The sequence below is a fragment of the Akkermansiaceae bacterium genome (assembly GCA_024233115.1).
Classification (GTDB): domain Bacteria; phylum Verrucomicrobiota; class Verrucomicrobiia; order Verrucomicrobiales; family Akkermansiaceae; genus Oceaniferula.
Genome location: JACKQB010000001.1, coordinates 179,469 through 204,063, shown reverse-complemented (window position 1 = coordinate 204,063; position 24,595 = coordinate 179,469). Strand labels below are relative to the sequence as shown.

Below are 24,595 nucleotides of genomic sequence, written 5' to 3'. Positions count from 1 at the left end.
GCCTTGGGGATTAGGAAAAATCCACCACGCGGAGCACGGCGATGAACCCCTCCGTCTGGGTCTCTGTTTCAATACGCATACCCGTGCTGCTGCATATCCCCCTTACCAGCCGCAGACCGAGACCGAGACCGTCCGGGGACAGGGGCTTGGGATGGCGATCGTTAGAAATGGTCACCACGGGAACACCTGCTTCCAACATAGCCGCGACCTCGACCTTGGAACAGGCGTAGCGTAATGCGTTACCGAGAAGATTGTGTATTACCTGGCGCAACAGATCAGCATCGGTAAAAGCTTCCAACCCGGGCGCAGTGTGCCAGACGAACTCCAGCTTCCTTTCATCCGCCAACATCCGGTAACCTTCGCCTATGTCATCGAGAAGCGTGGTAACATCAACTCGTTCCGCAGTAACTTCAAGCGTGCCGCTCGCTGCCTTAGCCGCCAACAAAGAGCGTTCCACAAAGCGGGAGAGCCTCGCGAGCTCGTCCTGGAGCTCCTCCTGCACCCCGCCGGACAATCCGCTGTTGGACTGCTCAATCTTCATCCGCAGCAGGGTCAGTGGCGTGCGCAATTCATGCGCAACCCGCGAGGAAAATCCAGCCATCTCCTCGTATGCCGCTCCCGCGCGATCGAGGGATGCATTGATGTGCGCCACCAGGTCCGTCAGCACCGGATCATCCTCCGGAGTGACGATGCCCGCCCGCATGGTGTCTGTTGTCAGATCATTCAACTTGTCATTGATTTTCCGGATCGGCCGCACCGAGTGGCGGGCCAGCAGGAAACCGACGCCTAACGAAAGTGCGACCGCCGGTATGCCCACCCACAACCAGGTTTTCATCAGCTCGCCGAGAATGTCATGGACCTCCTCATCGGTGTAGCTGCCGTGGATCACCCAGTCCGGATAAGCCGGGTGGGAACGGTCCCGACGGTCCTCACGCAGTTCCTGGTCAAGATGCCAGTGAGCGGAGGCAATCATCAGCCCGATGAGCCCCATCAGCGAAACGCCGAACCATGCGGCAATTCTGAGGCGGAAATTCACGACGCGTCGTCCTCCCTCAATACAAACCCCACACCGCGCACCGTGTGAATGAGCGGCTTGTGACCGCGGGTATCGATTTTTTTCCGCAGGTAGTTCACATAAACATTCACGACATTGGTGCCCGAATCAAAATACCGGTCCCACACGCGCTCGATCAGAGTGGTTTTTGAAACGGGGCGCGGTGATGCCTCGGCCAGTGTTTCCAACAGAGCAAACTCGCGGTTTGTGAGCACAATTTCAACTCCGCCGCGCGTGGCGGTGCGCGACTTAAGATCCAGTTCAAGATCGGCCACGCGCAGGATGTTTCCCAACTCGGGACGGCGGCGGCGCTCACACGCACGCAAGCGGGCAAGCATTTCCTCCGTGGAAAATGGCTTCACCAGATAGTCATCGGCTCCAGCGTCAAGCCCGCTGACCTTGTCCCTCAGCTCGCCACGCGCGGTGGCAAGCAGAATGATCGTGCGCAAACCGCGCGCTCGGGCGGCGCGGGTGACGCTGACCCCGTCGCGCCCCGGCATCATGATGTCCAGGACGGCGGCGCCATAATCGTGCTCGCCCAGCAGCCACAGCGCCTCCCCGCCATCCCCCGTCTCATCGGTCGTGTGCCCCGCCGATCGCAGGGCATCGACCAAGTGGGAACGCAGCCTGGGATCATCTTCCGCTACGAGAATCCTCATAGTAGGAATATAACAGAGGGAGGCTTGGGTGGGAAGTTTTTCAATCATCATCATCGTCGTCCGTATATTCCCCGCCATCGTATTCACCAATATCAAGCACGATTCCGGTGAGGGGAATCCGGACAGTCTCAGCCCTGGGATCGTGGCTGGAAAAAAGTGCCCAGACCCAGGCGATGCCGACGGCCAGCATAACGATAGCCCATCCTGGGCGGGCGTTTGCCAGCCCTTCCTCCTCCGGACCTTTCTTGCGACCTGTGACCATCGACATGCCGATGGCCTCCTTATGGCGCAGTGTGTGCCAGATGATACCCGCAAGGTGGGCTGCTATTGTTGCCAACAGGGCGATCGCCAGCCCCTCGTGGAGTTCCTCGCCGATTTCACCCAGCCACCCCGCGCCGGATACAATCAGTAAGGGAACAAGGGTGAACATCACCATGGCAGCCAGCGCACATCCCGGGTTGTGCCCGATGTAGCGCCGCGCCTTGCCGGTCAATGTCCCCAAAAAATAAGTCACCACAGCGCCAGGTCTCAGCGGCATGGCGGAGAAGCGGTTGTGTCGCGACCCCACCACCCCCAGGAGAACCCGAATCACCAGCGCGAACGCCGCAACCAGTCCAAAAAGCGTGTGCAGTTGAAAAACCGGGCTATCATCATCCACCAGAAATCCGATGGCGAGCGCCACAGTGAGCGAGCCGGCAAAGGTCCAGTGGAACAAACGCAGCGGCAGATCCCAAACGAGTATGTTTTTTTTCATGACGATGGCTTAGTTGATGATTTTGAACTCCTTCAATCCCTCGCGACAGATGGGACATTTCTTTTCTGGTAGCTTGATCACTACCAAACCACAATCCTCACACACGTAACAGGTGATGGACGTCTCTCCACGGATGTCGTCAAGCGCGTGTTGAAAAAGCGTCGCGAGTTCTTTATCGCTACGCATGCTATAGTTGAATGCACGGACAGCGGACTTCTCCCTGTCGGCCTTGGCGATTGTTAGAAAGCCACGGTAGTCGGTGCCGCTTTCCGCTGTCTCATCCCTGATCGCACTTTGGAGATTCTCCGCAGTGGTGCCGGGCGTGACTGCATCGAGCTTGAAAGTATCGATTCGACCACCGATTTTCACGATGGCCCGCGCGACGATCTTGCTGTGGATCTCCTCGGACACTGCGGCTGCCCGAAAGAGTTTCGCAGTTTGCCTGAGGTTCTCGGCATCGGCCTTGCTGGCAAATTGCCGGTATCGGTTCGCCGCATTGGACTCACTCTGATAGGTGCGGTTGAGATTCTGAACGGTGGTTGCCGCCTCTGTCGTAACAGTGAGGGCAGCGAGGGCGATGGTGATGGAGAATAGTTTCTGTTTCATGGTGAGTGAATCATGCCACCGTACCATTAGAAACCCGCCCCCGGGACATTAGAAATTTCTTATTTTCTCACCAGCCCGCTTGCGCGATGGGCTTCGCGACCTCAGTCGCAAAGGCCCCGAAGTGGAACCGCCAATCAAGCTGGCAACGACTCGTTCACGGCCAGACCAACCAGAGGTAAGCGAGGAACAGGGCGATCAGGACTGCGCCCTCGGCGCGGCTGATGCGGAAGCCGCTGCGCATCAGCGGCAGCAGTATCACGGAGGTGACCAGCATCGCTCCAAAATCGACCAGCCGCACACCGCCGGTCTCCAGCGGGTTCACCGATGCGGCGAGGCCGCCGATGCAGAGCAGGTTGAAAATGTTGGAGCCGACGACGTTGCCGATGGCGATGTCCGTCTGGCGGCGTATTGAGGCGACCACCGAGGTTGCCAGCTCCGGCATCGAGGTGCCCGCGGCGACGATGGTCAGCCCGATTGCGGCCTCGCTCCATCCGAGCACACGCGCAATGGCGGAGGCATTGTCGACGAACAACCTCGCACCGACCACCAGCATCACCAGCCCGACCAGTGCCAGGCCGACACTGAACACCAGCGGGCGGCCCGGTGGAGTCGGGCCCGCGCCGTCCGGCAGGACGATCTCCATCCCGGCGGAGAGCTCCCGTTTTGAAACACGGATCGACCAGCTTGTATAGACTAACAGAATCGCAAACATCAACAAACCCTCCCAGCGCGCCAGTTCGCCGCCGGTGGTCAGCAAAAGCACAAACAGCACCGAGGCAGCGAGCATGATCGGCATGTCCCTGCGGATTATGTTGAGGTTCACCGCGAGCGGACAGATCAGTGCGGAGATGCCGAGGATGGCGGCGACGTTGAATATGTTAGAGCCGACAATGTTGCCGACCGCAATCCCGCCCTGGCCGGCGAGCGAGGCTTTTACCGACACCGCCAGCTCCGGCGCGCTGGTGCCGAAGGCGACCACGGTCAGTCCGATGACCAGGGCGCTCAGGCCGAGCCGGGCCGCAATCGCCGACGCGCCGCGCACAAGAAAATCCGCACCAACGGTGAGCACAACGAGACCGAGGATGAGAAACAGGATGGTGATCATGGGTAGAGGGGCCAGAGGAGCGGCAGCATGAGCAGGACAATCACCACCAGCAGCAAGGTCAGCAAGCCACCGATTTTAATGAAGTCGAGCGTACGGTATTTGCCGGCACCATAGACCAGCAAACACGCCGGCTCAAGGGGGGCAATGAAGGAAATGGATGCGGCCAACATCACACCGATGGCAAAGGTGCGCGGGTCCGCCCCCAACTCGGCGGCCGACGCCATCGCCACCGGCAGCACAACGAGTGCCGCCGCCGCGTTTGACATCGGCTGCGTCAAGACAATGGTGAGCAGTAGAAAACCCGCCAGCACCGCGGAGACCCCGTAGGGGGAGAGCGCACCGGTCACCCACGAGGCCAGCAGCTCCGCAGCACCGGTCTTCTCCATCGCGGTCCCGAACGCAGTCATACCTCCGACGAGGATCAGCAGACGCCAGTCGATGAACTCACGTGCCTTTTCGGCAGGAATACAGCCTGAAAGAATCACCAGCACGGCGCCGCACAGGAATGCCACCGACATCGGCAGCAGGCCACAGCCACCGCAGGCGACCGCCACCGCAAAAATCGCCAGCACCGCCCAGCCGCGTCGGCTGTCCGTGGCGGGCGACATGGGGGCGGCATCATCGCCTAGCAGACGAAGGTGGGCACCGGGCCGCCGCAGCTCCTCGATCCGCTCTGCGGGGCCGTGCAGCAGCAGCACGTCCGCCTGGCGCAGGCGTTCGGTGGCGAGACTTTCAAGTATCGGCTGGCCGCCCCGGTTGACCGCCAGCACACTCGCCCCGTAACGTTGGCGGAACTGCACCTCCTTGAGTGTCGCCCCGGTCAGCTCACCACCCGGCAGCACGATGGCTTCGACCACAAGCAGGTCGGCGCCCGGGTAGTCGGACTCGATTTCCTCAGGGTCAACTTTTGATTTGAACACCAGACCCTCGATTTTGGAAACCTGGCGCAGTCGCTCGGCATCGCCCTCGATGATCAACCCGTCGCCCGCCCGGATCACCGTATGGGGGTCGATCGCCAGTGACTCACCGCCACGTATGATCTGAACCAACCTGAAACCAACCAGGGAGAGCTCCCAGTCGAAGGCGCGCTCGCCGACCAGCGGCGAACTCGGCAACACGCTGACCTCGGTGAAGTAGTTGCGGAGTTCGGCGGCATCGTTGACCGCGTCATTGGCATGCGTCGGAAGCATTCTATTGCCGAGCGTCACCATAAAAGCGATACCCGCCACCAGCAGCACCAGCCCGACGGGCAGGATTTCGAACATCCCCAGGGGCTCGAGCCCCGCGCGCGCGATGTAGCCGCTGACGGCAATATTGGTGGAGGTGCCTATCAGGGTGCAGGTGCCGCCGATGATCGAGGCGAAGGCCAGCGGCATGAGTAACTTCGAAGCACTGATACCGGAGCACTGCGCGAGGCTGGAAACCGGGGGGACAAAAACGGCTGCCACCGTGGTATTGTTCATGAAACCGGACACCGAAGCCGAAGCCGCCATCAGGTAGGCGGTGAGTCGCCGCGCGTTGCTGCCTGCTAGACGCAATAGTAGTGCCGCCCCGAAGTGCAGCACCCCGGTGTGTTGCAAGGCTCCCCCGAGTACAAAAATGGCGCCCAGCATGATGATCACCTCATTGCTGAAACCGGCAAACGCCTCGGCCGGAGTCAGAATACGTGTTCCTGTTAGAACACACAGCGCCAGCAGCGTAATGACATCCACCGGCAGCCTTTCCGCCGCAAACAGCACCACGATGGCAAGCAGCAAGACAAAGATAATAATAATCTCGTGCGACATCAGGTGGCGGAATGGTTACAGGGGGTAGCCTTGAAATGACCGGACACCGGGCATTTCACTAAGGTAAAGAATAGCTCTCTACTCAAGCGCGCCAAGGAGATTCTATGTCACCCCTTGCTCAAAGCTCTTTTTTTTCATCCGCTCGATCGGCAGCTTCCTCATCAGCCTTTTCAGCCTTTTCCTCATCGGCCTTATCAGTCCTGCCCTTTTCCTTGTTCTCACCCGGAGAACATTTTCCGGACATTCATGTGGATATCCCGAACGCGGGGAGAATCCACAACTGCAGCGCGAAATAGAGGGCGACCATGCCCACGACGATCCATATTTTTTCCATGCGGAGAACATAGCACGGCAAACTCATTTTGCAGGGATTTCTTCTTGCAAGGCTAATAAGTAAGTGCTTACTTACCACCATGCCGAGAAAGCCGAAAACAGCCACCCGTGTCCGCCGCTCGACCGAGGAACGCCAGCACGACACCATTTCCGCGGTGATCGAGCTTGCCGCCACGGATGCCCCGGAACGCCTGACCACCGCGCGCATTGCCCGCCACATGGGGCTCAGCGACGCGATCCTGTTCCGCCACTTCCCCAGCAAGGCCGCCGTCTGGGCAGCGGTCATGAAATGGGTGACCGGCACCCTGGAAGCGCGTTTCGGAAAAGCCGAGCTTGGGGCGGACTCGGCGCTTGAGGTTCTCGAGCGGCTCTTTCACCGCCACATCGACTTCGCGCACGCCCACCCCGGCGTGCCGCGACTGCTTTTCTCCGAGCTGCAGCGTCCGGACGACACCGCGGCCAAGCGTATCACACGCGAGTTTCTCGCCCGTCACGCCACCCGCGTCCGCCGCTGGCTTGAAAAGGGTCGGGCATCCGGCGAGTTCCGGTCCGACCTCGATGCCGACGCGGCGTCCACGCTCTTCATCGGCTGCATCCAGGGTTTGGTCGTGCAGACGCTGCTCAGCGGCGACCCCGACCAGTTGCAGCGCTCCGCGCCCGGCACCTTTGACCTTTTCCGCCACAGCATCATCTCCCCGTCATGAAACTTCCAGCCAACACCCGCCGCGTCCTGTTGATCGTCGCCATTCTGCTGCCGCTGGCCGCGCTTTTCATCTTCACCGCCTTCCGCTCGGGCCCGCTGGCACCGGTGGACGTGACGGTCGCCGGGGTTGAAAACAGGGCGATCTCCCCCGCCCTCTCCGGTATTGGCACCGTCGAGGCGCGTTACCGTTTTAAGATCGGCCCCACCCGCAACGGACGTCTCGCCACCCTCGGGGTTGACATCGGGGATACGGTTAAAAAAGGCCAGTTACTCGGCACGATGGACCCCGTTGACCTGGGCGAGTTGATCGCGTCGCAGCAGAGCAAGGTTGCGGCCCTTGAGTCCCATGTTGCCATGGCCCGCTCACAGGTCGCGGAAGCCGAGGCCCAGCAGGACTATGCCGCCAGCAAGGCGCGGCGCAACGCGGTGTTGCTGAAAACCCGGGCCACCAGCCGGGAGGACTACGAGTCCGCCGTCCGCAACCAACTCGCGGCGCAATCGTCCCTCGAAACCGCCCGCTCCGCCGTCAGGGCGGCCAGCGGCGACCTGGCCGCCGCCCGCGCCGCGCTCAACGCCGTGGTCCGCCAGAAGGAGGAACTCACCCTGCTTGCGCCGGTCGATGGCCTGGTGGTCGAACGCCGGATCGAACCCGGCAGCACCGCGGTGGGCGGCGAGACGGTTCTGGAAATGATCGACCCCGGCTCGCTCTGGATCGAGCTGCGTGTCAACCAGCTCGAGTCCGCCGGCCTGCGCGCCGGTCTGCCCGCCCGCGTCACCCTGCGCTCGCGCCCCGGCGAATCGCTCGCGGGCCGCGTGCTGCGCGTTGAGCCGCTTGCCGACGCGGTCACCGAGGAACTGCTCGCCAAGGTCGTTTTTACAACACCACCGGCGAGCCTGCCGCCGCTTGGGGAGCTGGTGGAGGTGGACATCGATCTACCCGCCGGGCCCGCCACGCCCGTGGTTCCCGCCGCCGCCATCCACCTCCAGGACGGGCGCGCCGGTGTCTGGATTGCCGATGAAAACAAACCGCGTTTCGCACCCATCCGCACCGGCCGCCGCTCCGCCAACGGCATGATCCAGGTGCTCGACGGACTGCAAGCCGGTGAGGCCAAAGTCATTGTCCACAGTGCCCGTGCCATTTCCCGCCACACCCGTCTGCACATCACCGAGAGCCTAACGCCATGATCAATCTCGCCGGTCGCGACATCCTGCACGCCTGGAAAAAATTCTTCCTCACCGGCGCCGGGCTCGGCCTGCTGATCGGGGTGACCCTGAGTATGGCCGGCATCTACCGCGGCATGGTGGATGACGCCCGCGCCTTGTTAGACAACAGCGGCGCCGACCTCTGGGTGGTGCAGCAGGGCACCCTCGGCCCCTACGCCGAGCCCTCCAGCATCCCCGACGACCTCTACCGCGACCTCAGCGGTTTTTCCGGTGTCGAGCGCGCCGCCAACGTCACCTACCTCACCATGCAGGTCCGCCACGGCGAAAGCGACGTCCGCTCCATGGTTGTCGGCACCGTGGCGGGGGGGCCCGGCGAACCCGGCCAGGCGCCGCGACTGGTGGCCGGCCGCCCCATCGTCCGCAACCACTACGAAGCCGTCGCCGACCTCGCCAGTGGGTTTCGGCTCGGCGACCGGATCCGCATCCGCCGCCACCTGTTCACCGTCGTGGGCCTGACCCGCCGCATGGTTTCCTCCAGTGGCGACCCGATGATTTTCATCCCCCTACGCGACGCCCAGGAAGCCCAGTTTCTCAAAGACAACGAAGCCATCCACCAGCAGCGCGCCCGCACCCTAACAAACCCCGCGTTCAACCCGCCACAGAACCCCGGATTCGCCGATGCCGTCATCGCCTCGCAAACCACCAACTCCCAGGTCAACGCCGTGCTCATCCGGCTCGCCCCCGGTGTTGACGCCGACGCCACCGCCGCCGCCATCCGGCGCTGGAAACGGCTGCAAGTTTACACCCGGGCCGAAATGGAAAAAATCCTCATCGGCAAGCTCATCGCCACCTCCGCCCGCCAGATCGGGCTGTTCCTCGTGATTCTCTCCATCGTCAGCGCCGCCATCGTCGCCTTCATCATCTACACCATGACGATGGCAAAAATCCGCGAGATCGCCGTGCTCAAACTCATCGGCACCCGCAACCGCACCATCGCCGCGATGATTCTCCAGCAAGCCCTCGGCCTCGGCCTGATCGGTTTTGCCGTCGGCAAAATCATCGCCACCGCCTGGGCACCCTATTTCCCGAAATACGTGCTCCTGCTCCCCGGCGACACCATCCGCGGCTTTGTCGCCGTCGTTGTCATCTGCACCCTCGCCAGCCTGCTCGCCATCCGTATCGCGTTAAAGGTCGATCCGGCGGAAGCTATCGGTTAGACCCAGCATTACAATTCCCCATGAAAACCTACGGCATCACCATTGAAAATCTCCGCAAGCGCTACGGCGAGGGGCCGACCGCGGTCGATGCGCTCAAGGGTGTGGACATGCATGTCTCCCCCGGCGAGGTTGTCGGGCTCATCGGGCCGTCGGGCTCCGGGAAAAGCACCCTGCTCAAGGCGCTCGGTGCCGTCATCGAGCCTAGCGGCGGACGGATGACCCTGGGCGAGCGCGTCATTTACGACGACGGCTGGAAAGTCCGCGATCTTCGCGCCCTGCGCCGAGATCTGATAGGTTTTGTGTTCCAGGCGCCGCACCTCATTCCTTTTCTCGATGTGGTCGACAACGTCGCCCTGCTGCCGATGCTCGCCGGGGTTTCAAAACGCGATGCCCGCCAACGCGCGCTGGAGCTCTTCGACACCCTGGACATCGCCCACCGCGCCACCGCCATGCCCGCGCAGCTCTCCGGCGGCGAGCAACAACGCGTCGCCATCGCCCGCGCCCTGGTCAACCACCCGCCCGTCATTCTCGCCGACGAACCCACGGCACCACTCGACAGCGAACGCGCCATCGCCGTGATCACCACCCTCAACGACATGGCGCGCCAATTCAACACCGCCGTCATCGTCGTCACCCACGACGAGAAAATCATCCCCACCTTCCGCCGCATCTATCAGATCCGCGACGGACGCACCGAGGAACAGGAGGGCGAAGGCCGCCTACCCACCGGTGCATGACCGGTCGGCGACGGGGAGCGATGCCGACCCTACTGGTTTTTCATGTTGTGCGCCACCATGGTGAAAAAGGTGCGCAGGTCCATCTGGATCGACTTCGGCACCTTGGTTTCCTCCATCGCAGCATCCATCAGCTCCAGCCAGCGTTCGGCCTCGGCGTCGCCGATGGGAAAAGGGGCGTGGCGCATCCGCAGCCTCGGGTGCCCCCGCTTCGCCTGATAACGTGGATCATTTCCAAAACGAAACAGCAGGAAATCACGCAACCGCTCCTCCGCCCCGGCAAAGTCCTGCTCGGGGTACATCGGCGCGATCAGGTCGTCCGTCTTCACCCGCTTGTAAAACGCGGCCACCAGCTTGGTAAATCCCGCCTCGCCGAGAATGGTGTAGATTACTTCTTCGTTCATGATGGTGGCCAGCTAGGCATCCGCTGGATTAATTTCAAGGATCTTTATGTGCATGTCGGCATCGTCGATCCAGTAGGACAATGCATAATCTCCGACGATGGTGTGGTGAAGCAGCCTTCCGCTCACATCATACTCCTCAGCATCAGATTGCCCCAGAGGGTCATTGCCGATGGCAACAAGCGCTGCACGGATGTTGTGGCGTTCATGCGTCGGCAGAGCCTCGGTGAATTGAACCACTTCGATGGCAATCAGCAGCACATAGTCCATCACTGGAAACCCAACTTTTTATCAAACTCATCGAGTGTGACCCATCCGTCTGGTGTGGTGTCGTCAATTTTTTCGGCCATGCGCCGGGCGTATCCCTTGTCTTCGCGGTGCCTGAGCGTCATCAGGAATGCAGTCAGCTCCCTGAGGGCTTCCGCCGGCAGGTTCTCCATCTCCGATTTGATTTCCGTGATGCTCATGCGGTCAGTATAACGCAAAGACAGATGATCGCAAACCCGTTTACGCGCCCTGCCGGGCGCTGGCCTTGAGGCGCAGGGCGTTGAGGGCGATGAAACCGGTGGCGTCGTCCTGGTTGTAGGCTTCCTCCTCACCTCCCTCCATGGTGGCGATGGCCTCGGAGTAGAGCGAGTAGGGCGAGCGGCGGCCCGCCTGCATGCAGTTGCCTTTGTAGAGCTTGAGCCGGACCTCGCCGGAGACCGTTTGTTGGGTGGAGGTGACCAGCGCCTGGATCGCCTCGCGCTCGGGCGCAAACCAGAAGCCGTTGTAAACGAGCTGGGAGTACTTGGTGATGAGTCCGTCGCGCACCGCCTGGGCCTCGCGGTCAACCGTCAGGGTTTCCAGGTCGCGGTGGGCGGCGAGGATGATGGTGCCGCCGGGGGTTTCATACACACCGCGCGACTTCATACCGACGAAGCGGTTCTCAACAATATCGATACGACCGATGCCGTGTTTGCCACCGAGGAAATTCAGCACCCGCATCACGCCGTACGGGCTGAGCAGGGTGTAACCGTCTTTTTCACCCTCGCCCTTGAAGTCGCCGAGCTTGGCGATCACCTGGTCGAGACCGTCGTATTTGAGTCCGATGATGTTACCTTTTTCGAACAGGAACTGCACATACTCGGGGGTGTCCGGTGCATCCTCGGGGGAGACGGAGAGCACATACATGTCGCGGTCGGCCTCGCCGGTGGCGTCGTGCCAGGTGTCCTCAAGCGCGCCGGCCTCGAAGGAAATGTGCAGCAGGTTGCGGTCCATCGAGTAGGGTTTTTTGCGCGAGGCGGTCACATCGATACCGTGCTCCTCGCAGTAGGCGATCATTTCCGACCGCCCGGGGAACTGGGCGCGGAACTCGGCGTCGCGCCACGGCGCGATCACCTTGATGTCGGGAGCGAGCGAGGCGACGGAGAGCTCGAAGCGCACCTGGTCGTTGCCCTTGCCGGTGGCACCGTGGGCGATGGCGTCGGCACCCTCTTTGATGGCGACGTCCACCATGCCCTTGGAAATGCACGGACGCGCGATGGAGGTTCCTAACAGGTAGCGACCCTCGTAAAGGGCGTTGGCCTGGAACATGGGGTAGATGTAGTCGGCGGCGAACTCCTCCTTGAGGTCGCCGATGTAGCACTTGCTGGCACCGGTGCGCAGCGCCTTGGCCTCCAGGCCGTCCAGCTCCTCGCCCTGGCCGACGTCGGCACAGTAGGCGATGATTTCTGCGTTGTACTTTTCCTTGAGCCAGAGAAGAAGAACTGAGGTATCGAGACCTCCGGAATATGCGACGACGATTTTCATGGTAGTATTGGATTGAAAAAAGAATGAGTCCGCCAGGTTCCCCCGAGAGACGGGCGGAGGGAAACACATTAGGAATCAGGATACAAGATACAAGAACTAAGATTCGGAGATCTCAGTGTCATCCGTCGTTTCCAGCTCTGTCGTTTCGACCTCCGTCGATTTGGCTTTTGTGGTGATCGCCGGGGTAGCCTTCGGGCTTGGCAGCACCTTGCGCATGAGTTTTTTCAACCCTCCCTCGGCGGCCTCCTCGGCGGCCTCGGCGTCACGCATCGCCTTTTCCCAGGCCGGGGCAAAGCCGGGCGCCTGCTCACGCATGGAGCTGACCGCTGTCTCCATCATTTGCAGATGTCGCAGTTCGGCGCGACCGGGCTTCTGTTTGGCGACATTCAGGTTTCCGCGCAGCGTTTCGTTCTGCGCACGTAGTTCATCGAGCTGGCTCTGGAGCGCCTCGTTGCCCTTGGCATTGATCTTGAGCTGGGTGTTGAGATGGGTCTGCAGCTCCTTGTTTTCCTCAGAAATGCGTTTGTTTTCGGTCTTGAGGTTGACGATGTCCTTACGCATCAGTTTCCACGTCATCCCCACTAGAAACAAGCCCACTATCAGCCCCCAGGTGAATGGCTGCGAAATAATCTGCATGAATGAGTCCATGGCGGAATCATAGGGCAGGAACCGTGGATGCCAAGCCAGATATCTTCAGCGATTTATTAGTGGAAAAACCAGCCCCTATTATAATGGCTGGAGTCGCGGAAAGTGGGTAGTCTGTGGTCAACCGCAAGGAACGCCATGAACCTGAACCGACTAAAAAGAGGTTTTACCCGCACCAATCCAGAGCGAGGACTTTACAGTCTTCCGGGTGCGCAGAAACCGGATCGGCATAAAGAAAGGCCCACTACTGTTAGAGTGAAGGGGCGCTACATTCCTCAGGACACCGACCGCATGGGTCAGCTTTTTGGGATGATGGGTTATATCCATGCTTGGCTATACGTCATCCTAATGCCTTGCGCGATGCTGGCTGAAAACACCATGGACTTTGACCCCTTGTCGGTCTTTCTGATCGGGCTGGCTGTGGTCCATGGATGCGCCATGGCTGCTGACGGCCTGCGCCATAGTGAAGCTCCCTGGGCACGCAAAGGCATCAAGATCTTCTGGATCTCGACGCTGGCCTTCAGCCTCTACGGGCTACTTGTCCCGTAGCTAGCGCAGTTTCTTTTTCCAGTAATCTGGAATGATCACCGTGGGAATTTCCGCCGGGAACCTTCCGCGGATCTGCTTGAGTTCCTCCGCAGAGGGAACGTCCGTCCGGGTGAGATCCGCGATCACCCACCAGCCGTCTTCGTTGCGACGCAGGAAGGTCATCTGCACGAAATCACCGATCATGCTGTCGTCCTCGAGGTAGCTGCCATCCGGCTTTACGGCGTGCCCTTCAAAACAGACATAATTGCCCAGCACTTTGATGGTGTCTATTTTCCACAAGAAGCGGATCTTGGGATCGATACTACTCGTCTGGCGGGCATACTTGCGCATGGCATCACAGATGGCCTTGCGGACCGGGGCTCCGGGTTTCGGTGTGTAGGGGGCGGCCCCGGGGTCGGCCTGAGCGACGGCGGGCATCATCATACCGGCCATTATTGTTAGAATACATACGGCACGTTTCATAGCTAAATCCCTTCTTTGGATTTGGCTTCATGATGCAGTATGAACGACCCTTGGGTCAATCTTGAAAGCCTGGCCCTACTAAAGAAACGGCCGCAAATTTTAATAGCGTGACTCTTGATAGCCCTTGAAGTTGATGTAGGCGAAATAGGCAAAAAAGATCAGCCCCATGGTCATCTTCATGGACAGCATGATGAATACCACGACCACACAGGTGATGATACTGATTTTATGCATCGCTTTTTTGGATTTCACAAACTGGTCCATGAACTGGCCACCATCCAAGGGATAAACAGGCAGCAGGTTCAAGACGGACCACCAGATATTGATCCAGATCATCGCGTTCAGAAATCCATAGACGGGTTTATTGTCAGGGAAAAACCGCACCATGATTTCGTGGGGCACGTTGGTGTAGTGCACGTAGATACTCAACCGATCGAGGGCCTCTGCCGTTGGAAAAACAAGAAACACAACGGCGACGCTGACGACGGCCAACAACAAGCCTGCACCCGGACCGGCAAGGATCATGGCACATCGTCCGCGGCGATCAAACCTTCCCCCCTGCTGATAGGCAAGCCCCCCGAAGGCCACGAGCCTGATCCACACGGTTCCGCCTCCAAGTTTCCAACCCGTAAGCGCGTGCCCGAGTTCATGCACAAGCACCGAAACAAATCCCGCGAGGACAAACAGAGCCACCCCCATAAAGGCGTTTGGGTCGCTGGAGGAAAGCGCCGTCATCCCTCCGCCGATAAACGCCATCACCACCCAGAACCAGGGTTCGACTTCGACAGGGATTCCAAAAATCGTAAAACGCAACATGGGTGAGCAGGGGTAAGGTTATCCTTGTTTGGCGGCGAGCAGGTTGGCGGCGGAGACCAGCGCCTTGAGGCCTGCCATCTCAATGGACGGATCGACCCCGCAACCCCAGACAAGCGCCTGGCTATCGAGAGCCCGCAACTGGATATAAGCCGCGGAATCCGCATCCGATCCCCCCCGCACCGCATGGGAGCGGTAATCAGTCAGGGTGAAGTTCTTCAGATCCACCTGCTCAAGGGCATGCACAAAGGCGTTGATGGGACCATTTCCCAGGCCGCTGATGTGTTTTGTTTCCCCATTGATGGCAACATCCGCGTGGCAGGCCACTTCACCTTTTTTACCCGCATGGTGGTCGAGCTCGTAATCGAGCAAGGCCATGGGCTCGGTGAGGTTGACAAACATCTTGAAGAACGCATCGTGGATTTCATCGGGTGAGAGTTCACGCCCCAATTCATCGGCCAGCGCGTAGATGCTCATACCGACCGTTGGGTGCATCGTCTTGGGAAGGTCGAAGCCGTGTTCACGATCCAGGACGTAGGCGACCCCACCTTTTCCTGACTGCGAGTTGATCCGGATGATCGCCTCGTACGAACGGCCAATGTCCTGGGGATCGATGGTCAGGTAGGGCACCTCCCAGGAGGTGCCGGGATTTTTTTTGGTTTCCTCATTCCTCCGGTCGAGCCCCTTCTTGATCGCGTCCTGATGGGAGCCTGAAAAAGCGGTGAAGACCAGCTCGCCGGCGTAGGGGTGGCGCTCGGCGACGGTCATCCGGGTCACGCGCTCATAAACGGCACGGATCGATGGCAGGTCGGAGAAATCGAGTCCCGTCTCGATGCCATGCTGGTTCATGTTCAGTGCGACGTTGGCAATATCCAGATTACCCGTACGTTCGCCGTTTCCAAACAGGGTGCCCTCCACCCGGTCCGCCCCGGCCATCAGGCCAAGTTCAGTGGCGGCGGTGCCGGTGCCACGGTCGTTATGGGTGTGCAGGGAAACGGAAACCGAGTCACGCCGGTTCAAATGACGGCACATCCACTCGATCATGTCTGCATGGACGTTAGGTGTCGTCCACTGCACGGTGTCGGGCAGGTTGATGATCATTTTATGGTCGGGCGTAGGCTGCCAGACGTCGATCACGGCATTGCAGCACTCGAGGGCAAAATCGAGCTCCGTATCGGAAAACGACTCGGGCGAATATTGCAGGATTACCTCTGTTTCGGGAATCGTCGGTGCCAGCTCCTTGACCAGCTTGGCCCCCTCGATAGCCAGTTGTTTGATCTCTTCACGGGATGCATTGCCAAAGGTGATCCGGCGTTGCAGTGGTGAAGTGGAGTTATAAATGTGCACGATCACGCGACGGGCTCCCTTGATGGCCTCAAAAGAACGGCGGATCAGATGCTCCCGCGTCTGGACCAGAAGCTGGATGGTGACGTCGTCAGGAATCAGGTTCTCCTCGATCAGACGGCGGCAAAAATTGAATTCGGTATCAGAGGCAGACGGGAAGCCGATCTCGATTTCCTTGAATCCGATGCGGCAGAGCAGTTGAAAGAACTCGAGTTTTTCTTCAACCGACATCGGCACAGGCAGGGCCTGGTTCCCGTCTCGCAAATCCACGCTCGTCCATATCGGAGCCTGGGTGATAGTACGGTTCGGCCACTGTCGATCGGGCAGATCAACGGCGGGAAACGCACGGTATTTCTGGATGCTTTCGGTCTTCATGACGCGGGTTGATGCGGGTTTTCAGCTGAAAATGCAAGCATCAAGCTTGGTGCTTACGAGATTGTAACGCTTTTCCTCCTTGCAGAAAACAGAACCAGCAGTCAGTATACGGGAAGTTATGAATATCAAGCTACTACTCACCGTGTCGTTGGCCGGCTTCGCCTGCCTTGGTCTGAACTCGTGCTCAACCACCGGAGGCGGCGGATCGATGTCGGCTTTGATGGCCAAGTATGAGGCGTATGACCGCCCCGCAAGCCTGCCCAGCAACCCGGCCAATGTCAGGGTCAAGGTATCAACCAACAACCGTATGGCCTACGTGATGGAGGGCAACCGCCCACTGCTGATCATGCCGGTGACGGTGGGCACAGCGTCAAACCCCACCCCGAAGGGAAGCTTTCGCATTTTCAACAAAACCCACTACCATCGCGCCAACACGCACGGTTATGCCATCAACGGGGATCGTGTGATCCCTTGCTATTTGAAAAACAAGCCGGCGGGGTGGCAGTTCAAGGGAACGCCGATGCCCTACTGGTGTGAATTCAAGGGGGCCTACGGATTCCACACGGGCTGGATGAAACCCTTCCCCGCCTCGCACGGCTGCCTGAGGATGCATAAAAACGTCGCGCCCAAGTTCTTCCGTCTGGTTAGCAACGGCACGCCGGTTTACATCGCACACAGTCTACCGGAGGACGCCACCATCGGCCGCGATATCCCGCGCCCTCCCGACTCCACCCCACTGCCGAACAACCCTCACAAGATGATGGTGACCAACGAGTTCTTTACCCAGCATAAAAAGCCGACGTATCAGTAGACGGTGGTTAGTAGCCGGTAGTCGGTAAAAATACACTCTGTCACATCAGGGAGCTTTCTTAGGAAGGCTCCCTGTTTTTTTATCAATACCCCCATCAATAAGTTGGGGGTTTTTCGTTTAAGAATCAGGGGGAATTCGGACAAAAATGCATCAATTCGCAAAAATTCGGTAACCTCGCCCCTCCGTTTGCGAATTATAAGAGTGCCCCTTTCTGATGCGATGATGACCACTCATCCTTTCTTCACATTGCATAAAATACCTGTTTAGAGCCCAGCCAACCCCTAACAACTAACGAGTCGTGATCAGATACATAATCCACCACCAGAGCAACCATGATTATGAAAAATTCTACCTGTAATACACACACACACCGTATTGTTTTTGCCTTATTGTTTCTGATTCTGATCACCCGTTTACATGCCGTTGGGCATACGGACGATTTCGATCCCGATATTGATCAATCACTGTGGTCGAATTTTGAAGGCACAGTGGAAGCAAACCAACATGGTCAGCAAGCTGGACCGGGTTCCACAGGCAAGAGTCTGTGGTTTGGAGGAACTGGAACCCGTGCGGCAACAACAGTACCCATTGATACCCGGGGAGGTGGCACCATAGCCTTTGACATTGCATTGGGTTCCGGAAACGGGTTGCCGTGGGAAGATGTCAATCTGGTTCCATCCCAATATGAAGCGATTATTCTGGAGTATTCCACCAATGGTGCAGGCTATATCCAGATAGGGAATGACTTCCAAAACAAAACCTGGCAGTCGTTCACGTTTCCAATTCCCGCTGGAGCGATGGGATCGGCGACGAAATTCAGATTTCGTCAGATCTCACACAGCGGTTCAAATTACGACCACTGGGCGATCGATAACCTAAACATTATAGTAGTAACCACAGGTGAGATAGAAGTGTCGAAGGGAGCGACTCAACTTGTATCGGGAGGTGCCGGACTCACGTTCGGGGCCGCTGTTGTGGGCACAACAGGAAGCTCTCAATCACTGGTCGTGAAAAACAGTGGTGATTTGGTTCTCGGGAATGTTTCCGCAATAATCTCCGGTGTGCACGCCACAGATTTCAGTCTCGATACGTCTGGACTGGGATCGTCGATTACACCAGGAACACAAGACACGCTCAGCATCGTTTTCACACCCAAGGGGCTGGGGACGAGGACAGCCAAGCTTCAGATCACAAGTGATGATTCCGATGAGAATCCTTTCGAGATCAACCTGACAGCAACGGGCCAAGCCCCTGAGATCGAGATCTCCAACGGAAGCGGCGGACTGGACAATGGGATGTCGACGGTTGAGTTTGGCAAGAGTTTGGTCAGGGCCAGTGGCGGCGCTGAAGTCTTCACGATATCAAACACGGGAACAAGTCCTTTGACCGAACTACAAGTCCAGCTGATCGGCTCAATCGCCCAGGACTTTACGCTTAACACAAACGCTTTGGCTACAACTGTCCAGCCCGGCGCCACTACAAATTTCAGCGTAACGTTTTCACCCGCGACTCTTGGCGTAAGAACCGGTATACTCCGCATACGCAGCAGTGACCTAGATGAAGGGCAGTTTGACATCCAGATCACGGGTACGGGCGTCCAGCCGGATATTGCGATCTTCCATAAAACCCAGGAGCTTACCACACCAGCCCAAGGGGTCGACCTGGGAAGTGAGACCATGGGTTTGGAGGCGGCAGAAGAAATTTTCATGATTTCCAACACGGGAGGATATCCACTCAGCGGAATTTCCATGACTATGGCTGGCGCCAATCCAGGCGACTTCAGAATTTCAGGGGCCGGTGTTCCGGATGTGATTGAGCCAGGACAAACCGCCACGTTCGGTGTGATTTTCGCACCGAGCGGTATTGGTACCCGCACTGCCATTCTGACGGTTGCTAGCGATGACCCAGACGAAACCTCTTTTGAAATCCATCTACAGGGCGCAGGTCTGATTCCTCCAGCAGATATTGCTATTACCAATGGCAGCCAAGTGCTGGTTGATGCCGCATCCGGTATCGATTTTGGTAATCTTGACTCCGATGTGCCAAGAGGTGCAAAGCAAATCTTGATCACCAATACCGGCGGCGAAGACCTTACTGGAATCTCGTTCAGTATCGACGGCTCTGATGCCGCACTGTTCTCTGTGGATACAGCAGGGACGGCCAGTTCGCTTGCGCCCGGCGAGTCCACCAGCTTCATAATCGCATTCGCGGCGAATAATTTCGACGCCTACTCCGCCACACTTCATGTCACCAGCAGCGACCCTGATGAGAGCCCGTTTGACATTGCTCTGACTGCGGCGCTTGTGGAACGTCCGTCCGATTACACAAGCGATGGAATTTTCACAGTTGATACGGGAACATCAAGTTTCAACCCACAAAACTTGACGAGTTTTGGAAATGGCGCCCTGTTCACCACTTCCAACGGTTACAAACTCTGGTACACGGATTTGGTTTCTCCCGGTGGTACAATACAACTCAGTCGCGCTGCTGGGGTATCTGGATTAAGCGGCGTCATAAAAGGTGCCGCAGACGGCTCGACACCGACATTTTTGATATCGGGGGACAAAGCATATTTTGTAGGGTTCAATGATTCTAATGGCCGCGAACTTTGGGTGACAGACGGCACCACGGAAGGCACAAAGATGGTTATTGATCTGAATCCTGGGACAGGATCAGGGGTGATTGTTCCGGGCTATCTGATGGCAGCGGTGCAAGGGGGAATACTGTTTACTGGTCAGAACGCTGACTCTGGCCTGGAGCTTTTCTTTTCAGATGGAACACCCGAAGGCACCGTCCTGATCAAGGATATCGAAGCGGGAAGCGGGAATAGTTATCCAGGTCCTGGGGCAAAGGTTGCAGGCGGCCACGTATTCGCCGCGACAAGAAGTGATATTGGCAGGGAATTATGGTTCACAGATGGAACGCCTGAAGGCACCACATTAGTAGCGGATATTCGTGTGGGAACTTCCAGCGGGGTCGACCCATATTTTGTAAGTTTGGGAGACAATGCCCTTTTCCAAGCCAACGACGGGACATCAGGAACTGAACTGTGGATCACGGACGGAACCTCGGAGGGAACCTTGCAGTTGAAAGACATCCGCGTCGGATCACCATCAAGCTTCACAAGTGAACGCCGCATGGTGGTGGCCGGTGGAAAAGTCTACTTCAGGGCATATAGTGCTGACTCAGGTTCAGAGTTGTGGATGAGCGATGGAACGCAATCTGGAACTGTCCAGGTGGCAGAGATCAATCCCAATGGGAGTTCTTCACCAGCCGATTTAGTTGCCTATGGCAACAAGCTTCTTTTCACGGCAACCGACGGCAGTCACGGCAAGGAACTCTGGATTACGGATGGTACTGCGGCTGGAACACACATGGTAACTGATTTCACCTCCGGGTCCGGAGGCACGGATATCCTGTCTATGGTGGCGGGGACAAGTTTCGTCTTTTTCTGGGCGGATGATGGCATTCACGGCGAAGAGCTCTACCGAACTGACGGCTTGAGTGTGGAATTGGTAAAAGATATCAATCAAGGAATTGGCAGCAGCACTCCAGACACGTTGCCGCTGGTTTTGGGCGATTACCTTTACGCACCGGCATTTGATGGAGGAGCCAGCGGCAGGGAGCTGTGGGGAAGCGATGGCAGCGAATCCGGAACGGAACTTTTATTCGACTTGGGAACGAGCCTTGGCAGCGTGCATAGCAGTATCTCGTTCAATGGTCAGTTGTTCTTCAATGGAGATGGGCCGGAAGGGAGGGAACTTTGGAAGAGTGACGGAACGCTGACCGGAACCACTCTAGTTAAGGATATCACGCCTGGGACGGTAGGTATAGGGCCTACAGGATTCTTCGTGGCAAACGGGATATTATATTTTACCGCAGATGATGAGATACATGGCAGAGAACTATGGAAAACAGACGGCACCGAAGCAGGAACTGAGATGGTCATGGATCTCAAAGTAGGCCCATCGGGTGCCTTCGATTATTCTGAATTAGTTGCTGTAGAACTATCCGGAAAAGTCATCCTATTACCACATAAGTTATACTCATTATACGCTCTCAATCCGGCCACTGACGATCTCGTTGAACTTACCCCCGACCTAAAACATAACATCTTTACAGAGAACGTGGCTTCTTTCGTGTTCAACGGTTTTGTTTATTTCGGCGCGGAAGATTCTGCATCGAACCACAGTGTCTGGCAAACGGACGGAACTCTGGCTGGCACGAGCTTGGTGAAGACAACGGGGACAGGGAATGTTAACGAATCAGATATTGATGTCGAAGCGGGTAATTTCGAGGCATCTGCTGGTGTTCTTTATTTTAGAGCTGGATCGACAGGCTTCGGAACGGAACTGTGGAAATCAGATGGCACCTCAGCCGGAACCTCCATGGTCAGTGACATCAGGCAGGATACACCTCACTATGGTTCCTATCCCAAGGGGTTAACCGCCCACGATGGCAAGGTTTTTTTCAAAGCCCGTGATGGGGCGGCCATCGAGAACCTATGGGTGAGTGATGGAACGAACAGTGGGACGATCAAGTTAGGCGTTTTCGCGAATATCTGGGAACCCAGATTCGCCTCGTTTGCTGGTAAATTTTACTTCGAAGCCGATGACGGAACAGGAATTGCCATGTGGACATCTGACGGCACTGTGGAAAATACGAAAAAGGTTCCTGGGTTGTATGGATTTATCCCTGGACCAGTAATCGGAGGATGGATGTATTTTGTGTCAGAGGATGAGGAAAGCGGTAGGGAACTCCGTGCAACCGACGGAGACTCCATCATTCTCGTCGAGGAACTCGGCCCTTCATTTTTGAGCGGTGTCGCCACGGGTGGTGCCATGACTGCGGTGGGAGACAATTTGTTTTACTCAGGATGGAATGGCCAGCCCGGTGTACTCGCAAAGTCCGGCCTGCGCGTGATCGGACCCACCACGGGTAATCTCAATGCCCCCGATATCACAGTTGAACACCCGGTCGGCCAGTATCTTGCAAATAACTCGTCTTCGTTGGATTTCGGCGAGATACGGCTCGGCACCATAGAGGAGCGGGAAATCACTATCTACAACACGGGGGCATCTGTGCTGACTGGGATTTCTGTAAGTATTTCCGGTCCCGACTCTAGCGAGTATGCCCTGGCCACGTCTCCGGCTTCCTCGCTGAACCCTGCTGAATCCACGACTTTCCGGGTTCGTTTCACACCTACAACGGAGGGCGTGAAACGAGCATCATTACGGATCGCCAGTAATGATCCGGTGAAAAATCCATTTGATATTGGTGTTATTGGAGTCGGATCCCTGTTCATGACTCCCCCGACATCGATCGAGCTTGATTCGGCATCCGTTTTCGAAAATCTCACGGCTTGGACTCATGTTGGTAATCTATCCGCTACGGACGAAGATCCTGATGAGACCATTAGCTTCAGTCTCGTAACAGGAACGGGAGACGCAGATAACACAAGTTTCAGAATCGTTGGAAGTGAGTTGCTAACCAACGTTGTTTTTGACCAAGAGACCCAGGCTACTCGATACATCAGAATAAGAGCGACGGATCAATTTGCCCTAACCTTGGAGAAAGAATTCGTAATCACGATTCAGGATGACAGGACGGAAGATGCAGACAATGACGGCCTCACAGAGGCCGAGGAAGAGGATCTGTATGGAACGCTTGATACTGAAACTGACAGTGACGGAGATACGTACAGTGACTTAGACGAAATCAATGCGGGAAGCGACCCTACCAACATCTATTCTCTGCCGCCCTCGGGTCCACCGGTGGCTGATTACCTTATTAATTTTGGCAAACTCCGGTCTAATGGTAACTGGGCACATGTGCCGGCGGAGGCACTAAACACTGGCAATCCCATGGAATTGATTGATCGAAACCGAAATCCCTCCCAGATATTTATCCGTGGATTCGGGCAACTCGATCATGAGCTGCTGGCCCATAATGCCAGTGATCTGGGAGTGGCAAATGGGGCGTATTGGAACGATGGAAACTATCAAGGGGTTCCCGGCCAGGCACACTGGAACTCAGGAAACCCAAAGGATTGGGTCGATCCGGAGTCGGTTGCCGACTACATCCTTGGTGATATGGGCGCCAGCTACGTGTTCGCGATCTCCGGACTGGACCCTTCCCGTCGTTATAAAATTGAACTCTTATCGGCAACCTCTCCATCCACCGCACAGGTGGCATACCGCATCTATCGTACACTCGATGGAGTCGATTCGTTAGTGAAGCTTCCAGATGGAAATAGAAATGGAACCGAAGATGGGAATGGTCAATTATTAGGCACCCATCAAGGAGCGGAATGGAATACACGCGAGGAGGGGTGGGCCGAAAAAAACTGGGTTATCTGGTCGGGTGAAAGACCTGGAATCGACCCTTCGGCAGGTACAGGATCCATCTACGGTGTTGATGAAAACGACCTCGTTATAGGAGTGTCCGGCGCGACCTACTCGTCATGGGCCGTCAACGCCATGCGCATTACCATCTTACCTGAACCGGAAATTGAGGTCGAAAATGCTGGGCAGATCCTGATTTCTGGAGGTCCGGCTCTAGACTATGGGGCCTCTGCGATTGGCTCCCCACTAGAGCTTACAGTTAGCGTAAAGAATACAGGCCAAGACACTCTTTCCAACCTAAGTTTAACCCTGAATGGAGCGGATTCTTCGGACTTCTTGATCCAAAGTGGCCTTCCTGATTATATACTACCGGGAGCTTCAGCCAGCTTCACAGTGATTTTCACTCCTTCTACAGAAGGTTCTCGAAACACCATATTAGGGATAATCAGCAATGATTTCGATGAGAATCCATTTCTCATATCTTTAGCCGGAACAGGCATGACAGCAAACGACCTATTCAATGAGACACTCGCTACGGAGAATCCTGCTTTGCAAGGCAATGATGCCTTGCCCGATTCTATCCCCTTCGACGATGGAGTTCCCAATCTTCTGAAATACGCCTTTAATATGAATCTAGCGGGATCGGATACCCACGCGCTGGAGGCCGGAGGTAGCTCGGGACTTCCTGGAGGGAAGCTCGTTGAGACCAATGGGGAAACGGTGCTTCGGGTCGAATATGTGCGAAGGAAGGGCAGCGGTTTGATTTATACTCCCCAGAAATCTGGAACACTGGCGCCGGGCTCATTCGAACCACTCTCAGGAACTGAAACTGTGAGCGACATCGTAGGTGCACCTGAGTGGGAACGGGTGACCGTGGACGAGCCCTGCGATCCCGCCACATCTGCAAGATGCTTCAGCAGGGTGAAAGTAGCACTGCCATGACA

At 57.3% G+C, this 24,595-nt stretch carries 21 protein-coding genes; 7 read left to right on the top strand and 14 right to left on the bottom strand.

The annotated features are described in order from the left end of the window. Positions 1–10: 10 nt before the first annotated feature. The 6 genes from H7A51_00900 to H7A51_00875 form a co-directional block, all read right to left on the bottom strand. Positions 11–1,036, bottom strand: coding sequence for a hypothetical protein (locus H7A51_00900; GenBank protein ID MCP5534775.1), 1,026 nt, complete (start codon positions 1,034–1,036; stop codon positions 11–13). Next, the gene (locus tag H7A51_00895; GenBank protein ID MCP5534774.1) at positions 1,033–1,713 is read right to left on the bottom strand and encodes a response regulator transcription factor; all 681 of its coding nucleotides are present in this window, start codon (positions 1,711–1,713) and stop codon (positions 1,033–1,035) included. The genes H7A51_00900 and H7A51_00895 overlap by 4 nt, the downstream gene beginning before the upstream one ends. 40 nt (positions 1,714–1,753) lie before the next feature. Then, complete coding sequence (locus tag H7A51_00890) at positions 1,754–2,467, bottom strand: cytochrome b/b6 domain-containing protein (GenBank protein ID MCP5534773.1); 714 nt, start codon at positions 2,465–2,467, stop codon at positions 1,754–1,756. Positions 2,468–2,476: 9 nt separating this feature from the next. Then, positions 2,477–3,073 (bottom strand): rubrerythrin family protein, encoded by a 597-nt coding sequence (locus H7A51_00885; protein ID MCP5534772.1) that lies wholly within the window; start codon positions 3,071–3,073, stop codon positions 2,477–2,479. Between the two features lie 154 nt (positions 3,074–3,227). Beyond that, positions 3,228–4,178 (bottom strand): calcium/sodium antiporter, encoded by a 951-nt coding sequence (locus H7A51_00880; protein MCP5534771.1) that lies wholly within the window; start codon positions 4,176–4,178, stop codon positions 3,228–3,230. Then, positions 4,175–5,965, bottom strand: a complete 1,791-nt coding sequence (locus H7A51_00875; protein ID MCP5534770.1) for an anion permease — start codon at positions 5,963–5,965, stop codon at positions 4,175–4,177. Before H7A51_00875 ends, H7A51_00880 begins: the two co-directional genes overlap by 4 nt. A 413-nt stretch (positions 5,966–6,378) precedes the next feature. Between H7A51_00875 and H7A51_00870 the strand changes: the two genes are divergently transcribed. Genes H7A51_00870 through H7A51_00855 form a run of 4 tightly spaced genes read left to right on the top strand, consistent with a single transcriptional unit; the run spans position 6,379 to position 10,119 of the window. Further along, positions 6,379–7,002, top strand: coding sequence for a TetR/AcrR family transcriptional regulator (locus tag H7A51_00870; protein ID MCP5534769.1), 624 nt, complete (start codon positions 6,379–6,381; stop codon positions 7,000–7,002). Further along, positions 6,999–8,186 carry an efflux RND transporter periplasmic adaptor subunit gene (locus tag H7A51_00865; GenBank protein ID MCP5534768.1) on the top strand — a complete coding sequence of 396 codons (1,188 nt, stop codon included), beginning with the start codon at positions 6,999–7,001 and terminating at the stop codon, positions 8,184–8,186. Before H7A51_00870 ends, H7A51_00865 begins: the two co-directional genes overlap by 4 nt. Continuing rightward, the gene (locus H7A51_00860) at positions 8,183–9,382 is read left to right on the top strand and encodes an ABC transporter permease (protein ID MCP5534767.1); all 1,200 of its coding nucleotides are present in this window, start codon (positions 8,183–8,185) and stop codon (positions 9,380–9,382) included. The genes H7A51_00865 and H7A51_00860 overlap by 4 nt, the downstream gene beginning before the upstream one ends. A 20-nt stretch (positions 9,383–9,402) precedes the next feature. Then, complete coding sequence (locus H7A51_00855; protein MCP5534766.1) at positions 9,403–10,119, top strand: ABC transporter ATP-binding protein; 717 nt, start codon at positions 9,403–9,405, stop codon at positions 10,117–10,119. 29 nt (positions 10,120–10,148) lie between these two features. On the opposite strand, the gene H7A51_00850 is transcribed toward H7A51_00855, so the two are convergent. From H7A51_00850 to H7A51_00830, 5 genes are all read right to left on the bottom strand, one after another. After that, positions 10,149–10,520, bottom strand: a complete 372-nt coding sequence (locus tag H7A51_00850; GenBank protein MCP5534765.1) for a globin — start codon at positions 10,518–10,520, stop codon at positions 10,149–10,151. 12 nt (positions 10,521–10,532) lie between these two features. Next, positions 10,533–10,787 carry a hypothetical protein gene (locus H7A51_00845; protein ID MCP5534764.1) on the bottom strand — a complete coding sequence of 85 codons (255 nt, stop codon included), beginning with the start codon at positions 10,785–10,787 and terminating at the stop codon, positions 10,533–10,535. Then, positions 10,787–10,984, bottom strand: a complete 198-nt coding sequence (locus H7A51_00840; protein MCP5534763.1) for a hypothetical protein — start codon at positions 10,982–10,984, stop codon at positions 10,787–10,789. The genes H7A51_00845 and H7A51_00840 overlap by 1 nt, the downstream gene beginning before the upstream one ends. A gap of 40 nt (positions 10,985–11,024) precedes the next feature. Next, positions 11,025–12,308, bottom strand: a complete 1,284-nt coding sequence (locus H7A51_00835; protein ID MCP5534762.1) for an argininosuccinate synthase — start codon at positions 12,306–12,308, stop codon at positions 11,025–11,027. Positions 12,309–12,404: 96 nt separating this feature from the next. Beyond that, positions 12,405–12,956, bottom strand: a complete 552-nt coding sequence (locus H7A51_00830; GenBank protein MCP5534761.1) for a hypothetical protein — start codon at positions 12,954–12,956, stop codon at positions 12,405–12,407. A 135-nt stretch (positions 12,957–13,091) separates the two neighbouring features. On the opposite strand from H7A51_00830, the gene H7A51_00825 reads away from it, so the two are divergent. Continuing rightward, positions 13,092–13,502 carry a hypothetical protein gene (locus H7A51_00825; protein MCP5534760.1) on the top strand — a complete coding sequence of 137 codons (411 nt, stop codon included), beginning with the start codon at positions 13,092–13,094 and terminating at the stop codon, positions 13,500–13,502. Here H7A51_00825 and H7A51_00820 read toward each other — a convergent pair whose 3' ends face one another. From H7A51_00820 to leuA, 3 genes are all read right to left on the bottom strand, one after another. Further along, positions 13,503–13,964 (bottom strand): hypothetical protein, encoded by a 462-nt coding sequence (locus H7A51_00820; protein MCP5534759.1) that lies wholly within the window; start codon positions 13,962–13,964, stop codon positions 13,503–13,505. It lies immediately after the preceding gene. 99 nt (positions 13,965–14,063) lie between these two features. Then, positions 14,064–14,780 carry a site-2 protease family protein gene (locus H7A51_00815; protein ID MCP5534758.1) on the bottom strand — a complete coding sequence of 239 codons (717 nt, stop codon included), beginning with the start codon at positions 14,778–14,780 and terminating at the stop codon, positions 14,064–14,066. 18 nt (positions 14,781–14,798) lie between these two features. Further along, a complete protein-coding gene (gene leuA, locus H7A51_00810; protein MCP5534757.1) occupies positions 14,799–16,496 on the bottom strand; it encodes a 2-isopropylmalate synthase in 1,698 nt (565 codons plus the stop codon). A 118-nt stretch (positions 16,497–16,614) separates the two neighbouring features. On the opposite strand from leuA, the gene H7A51_00805 reads away from it, so the two are divergent. Next, entirely contained in the window at positions 16,615–17,307 is a 693-nt protein-coding gene (locus H7A51_00805) for a L,D-transpeptidase (protein ID MCP5534756.1), read from the top strand. Between the two features lie 338 nt (positions 17,308–17,645). Continuing rightward, positions 17,646–24,593 (top strand): choice-of-anchor D domain-containing protein, encoded by a 6,948-nt coding sequence (locus tag H7A51_00800; protein MCP5534755.1) that lies wholly within the window; start codon positions 17,646–17,648, stop codon positions 24,591–24,593. Positions 24,594–24,595 lie beyond the last annotated feature (2 nt).

Excerpts from the sequence above, each read along its gene's own strand:
- H7A51_00895 (MCP5534774.1), bottom strand. The coding sequence starts at position 1,713 with ATGAGGATTCTCGTAGCGGAAGATGATCCCAGGCTGCGTTCCCACTTG.
- H7A51_00890 (MCP5534773.1), bottom strand. The coding sequence starts at position 2,467 with ATGAAAAAAAACATACTCGTTTGGGATCTGCCGCTGCGTTTGTTCCAC.
- H7A51_00885 (MCP5534772.1), bottom strand. The coding sequence starts at position 3,073 with ATGAAACAGAAACTATTCTCCATCACCATCGCCCTCGCTGCCCTCACT.
- H7A51_00880 (MCP5534771.1), bottom strand. The coding sequence starts at position 4,178 with ATGATCACCATCCTGTTTCTCATCCTCGGTCTCGTTGTGCTCACCGTT.
- H7A51_00875 (MCP5534770.1), bottom strand. The coding sequence starts at position 5,965 with ATGTCGCACGAGATTATTATTATCTTTGTCTTGCTGCTTGCCATCGTG.
- H7A51_00870 (MCP5534769.1), top strand. The coding sequence starts at position 6,379 with ATGCCGAGAAAGCCGAAAACAGCCACCCGTGTCCGCCGCTCGACCGAG.
- H7A51_00865 (MCP5534768.1), top strand. The coding sequence starts at position 6,999 with ATGAAACTTCCAGCCAACACCCGCCGCGTCCTGTTGATCGTCGCCATT.
- H7A51_00860 (MCP5534767.1), top strand. The coding sequence starts at position 8,183 with ATGATCAATCTCGCCGGTCGCGACATCCTGCACGCCTGGAAAAAATTC.
- H7A51_00855 (MCP5534766.1), top strand. The coding sequence starts at position 9,403 with ATGAAAACCTACGGCATCACCATTGAAAATCTCCGCAAGCGCTACGGC.
- H7A51_00850 (MCP5534765.1), bottom strand. The coding sequence starts at position 10,520 with ATGAACGAAGAAGTAATCTACACCATTCTCGGCGAGGCGGGATTTACC.
- H7A51_00845 (MCP5534764.1), bottom strand. The coding sequence starts at position 10,787 with ATGGACTATGTGCTGCTGATTGCCATCGAAGTGGTTCAATTCACCGAG.
- H7A51_00840 (MCP5534763.1), bottom strand. The coding sequence starts at position 10,984 with ATGAGCATCACGGAAATCAAATCGGAGATGGAGAACCTGCCGGCGGAA.
- H7A51_00835 (MCP5534762.1), bottom strand. The coding sequence starts at position 12,308 with ATGAAAATCGTCGTCGCATATTCCGGAGGTCTCGATACCTCAGTTCTT.
- H7A51_00830 (MCP5534761.1), bottom strand. The coding sequence starts at position 12,956 with ATGGACTCATTCATGCAGATTATTTCGCAGCCATTCACCTGGGGGCTG.
- H7A51_00825 (MCP5534760.1), top strand. The coding sequence starts at position 13,092 with ATGAACCTGAACCGACTAAAAAGAGGTTTTACCCGCACCAATCCAGAG.
- H7A51_00820 (MCP5534759.1), bottom strand. The coding sequence starts at position 13,964 with ATGAAACGTGCCGTATGTATTCTAACAATAATGGCCGGTATGATGATG.
- H7A51_00815 (MCP5534758.1), bottom strand. The coding sequence starts at position 14,780 with ATGTTGCGTTTTACGATTTTTGGAATCCCTGTCGAAGTCGAACCCTGG.
- leuA (MCP5534757.1), bottom strand. The coding sequence starts at position 16,496 with ATGAAGACCGAAAGCATCCAGAAATACCGTGCGTTTCCCGCCGTTGAT.
- H7A51_00805 (MCP5534756.1), top strand. The coding sequence starts at position 16,615 with ATGAATATCAAGCTACTACTCACCGTGTCGTTGGCCGGCTTCGCCTGC.
- H7A51_00800 (MCP5534755.1), top strand. The coding sequence starts at position 17,646 with ATGAAAAATTCTACCTGTAATACACACACACACCGTATTGTTTTTGCC.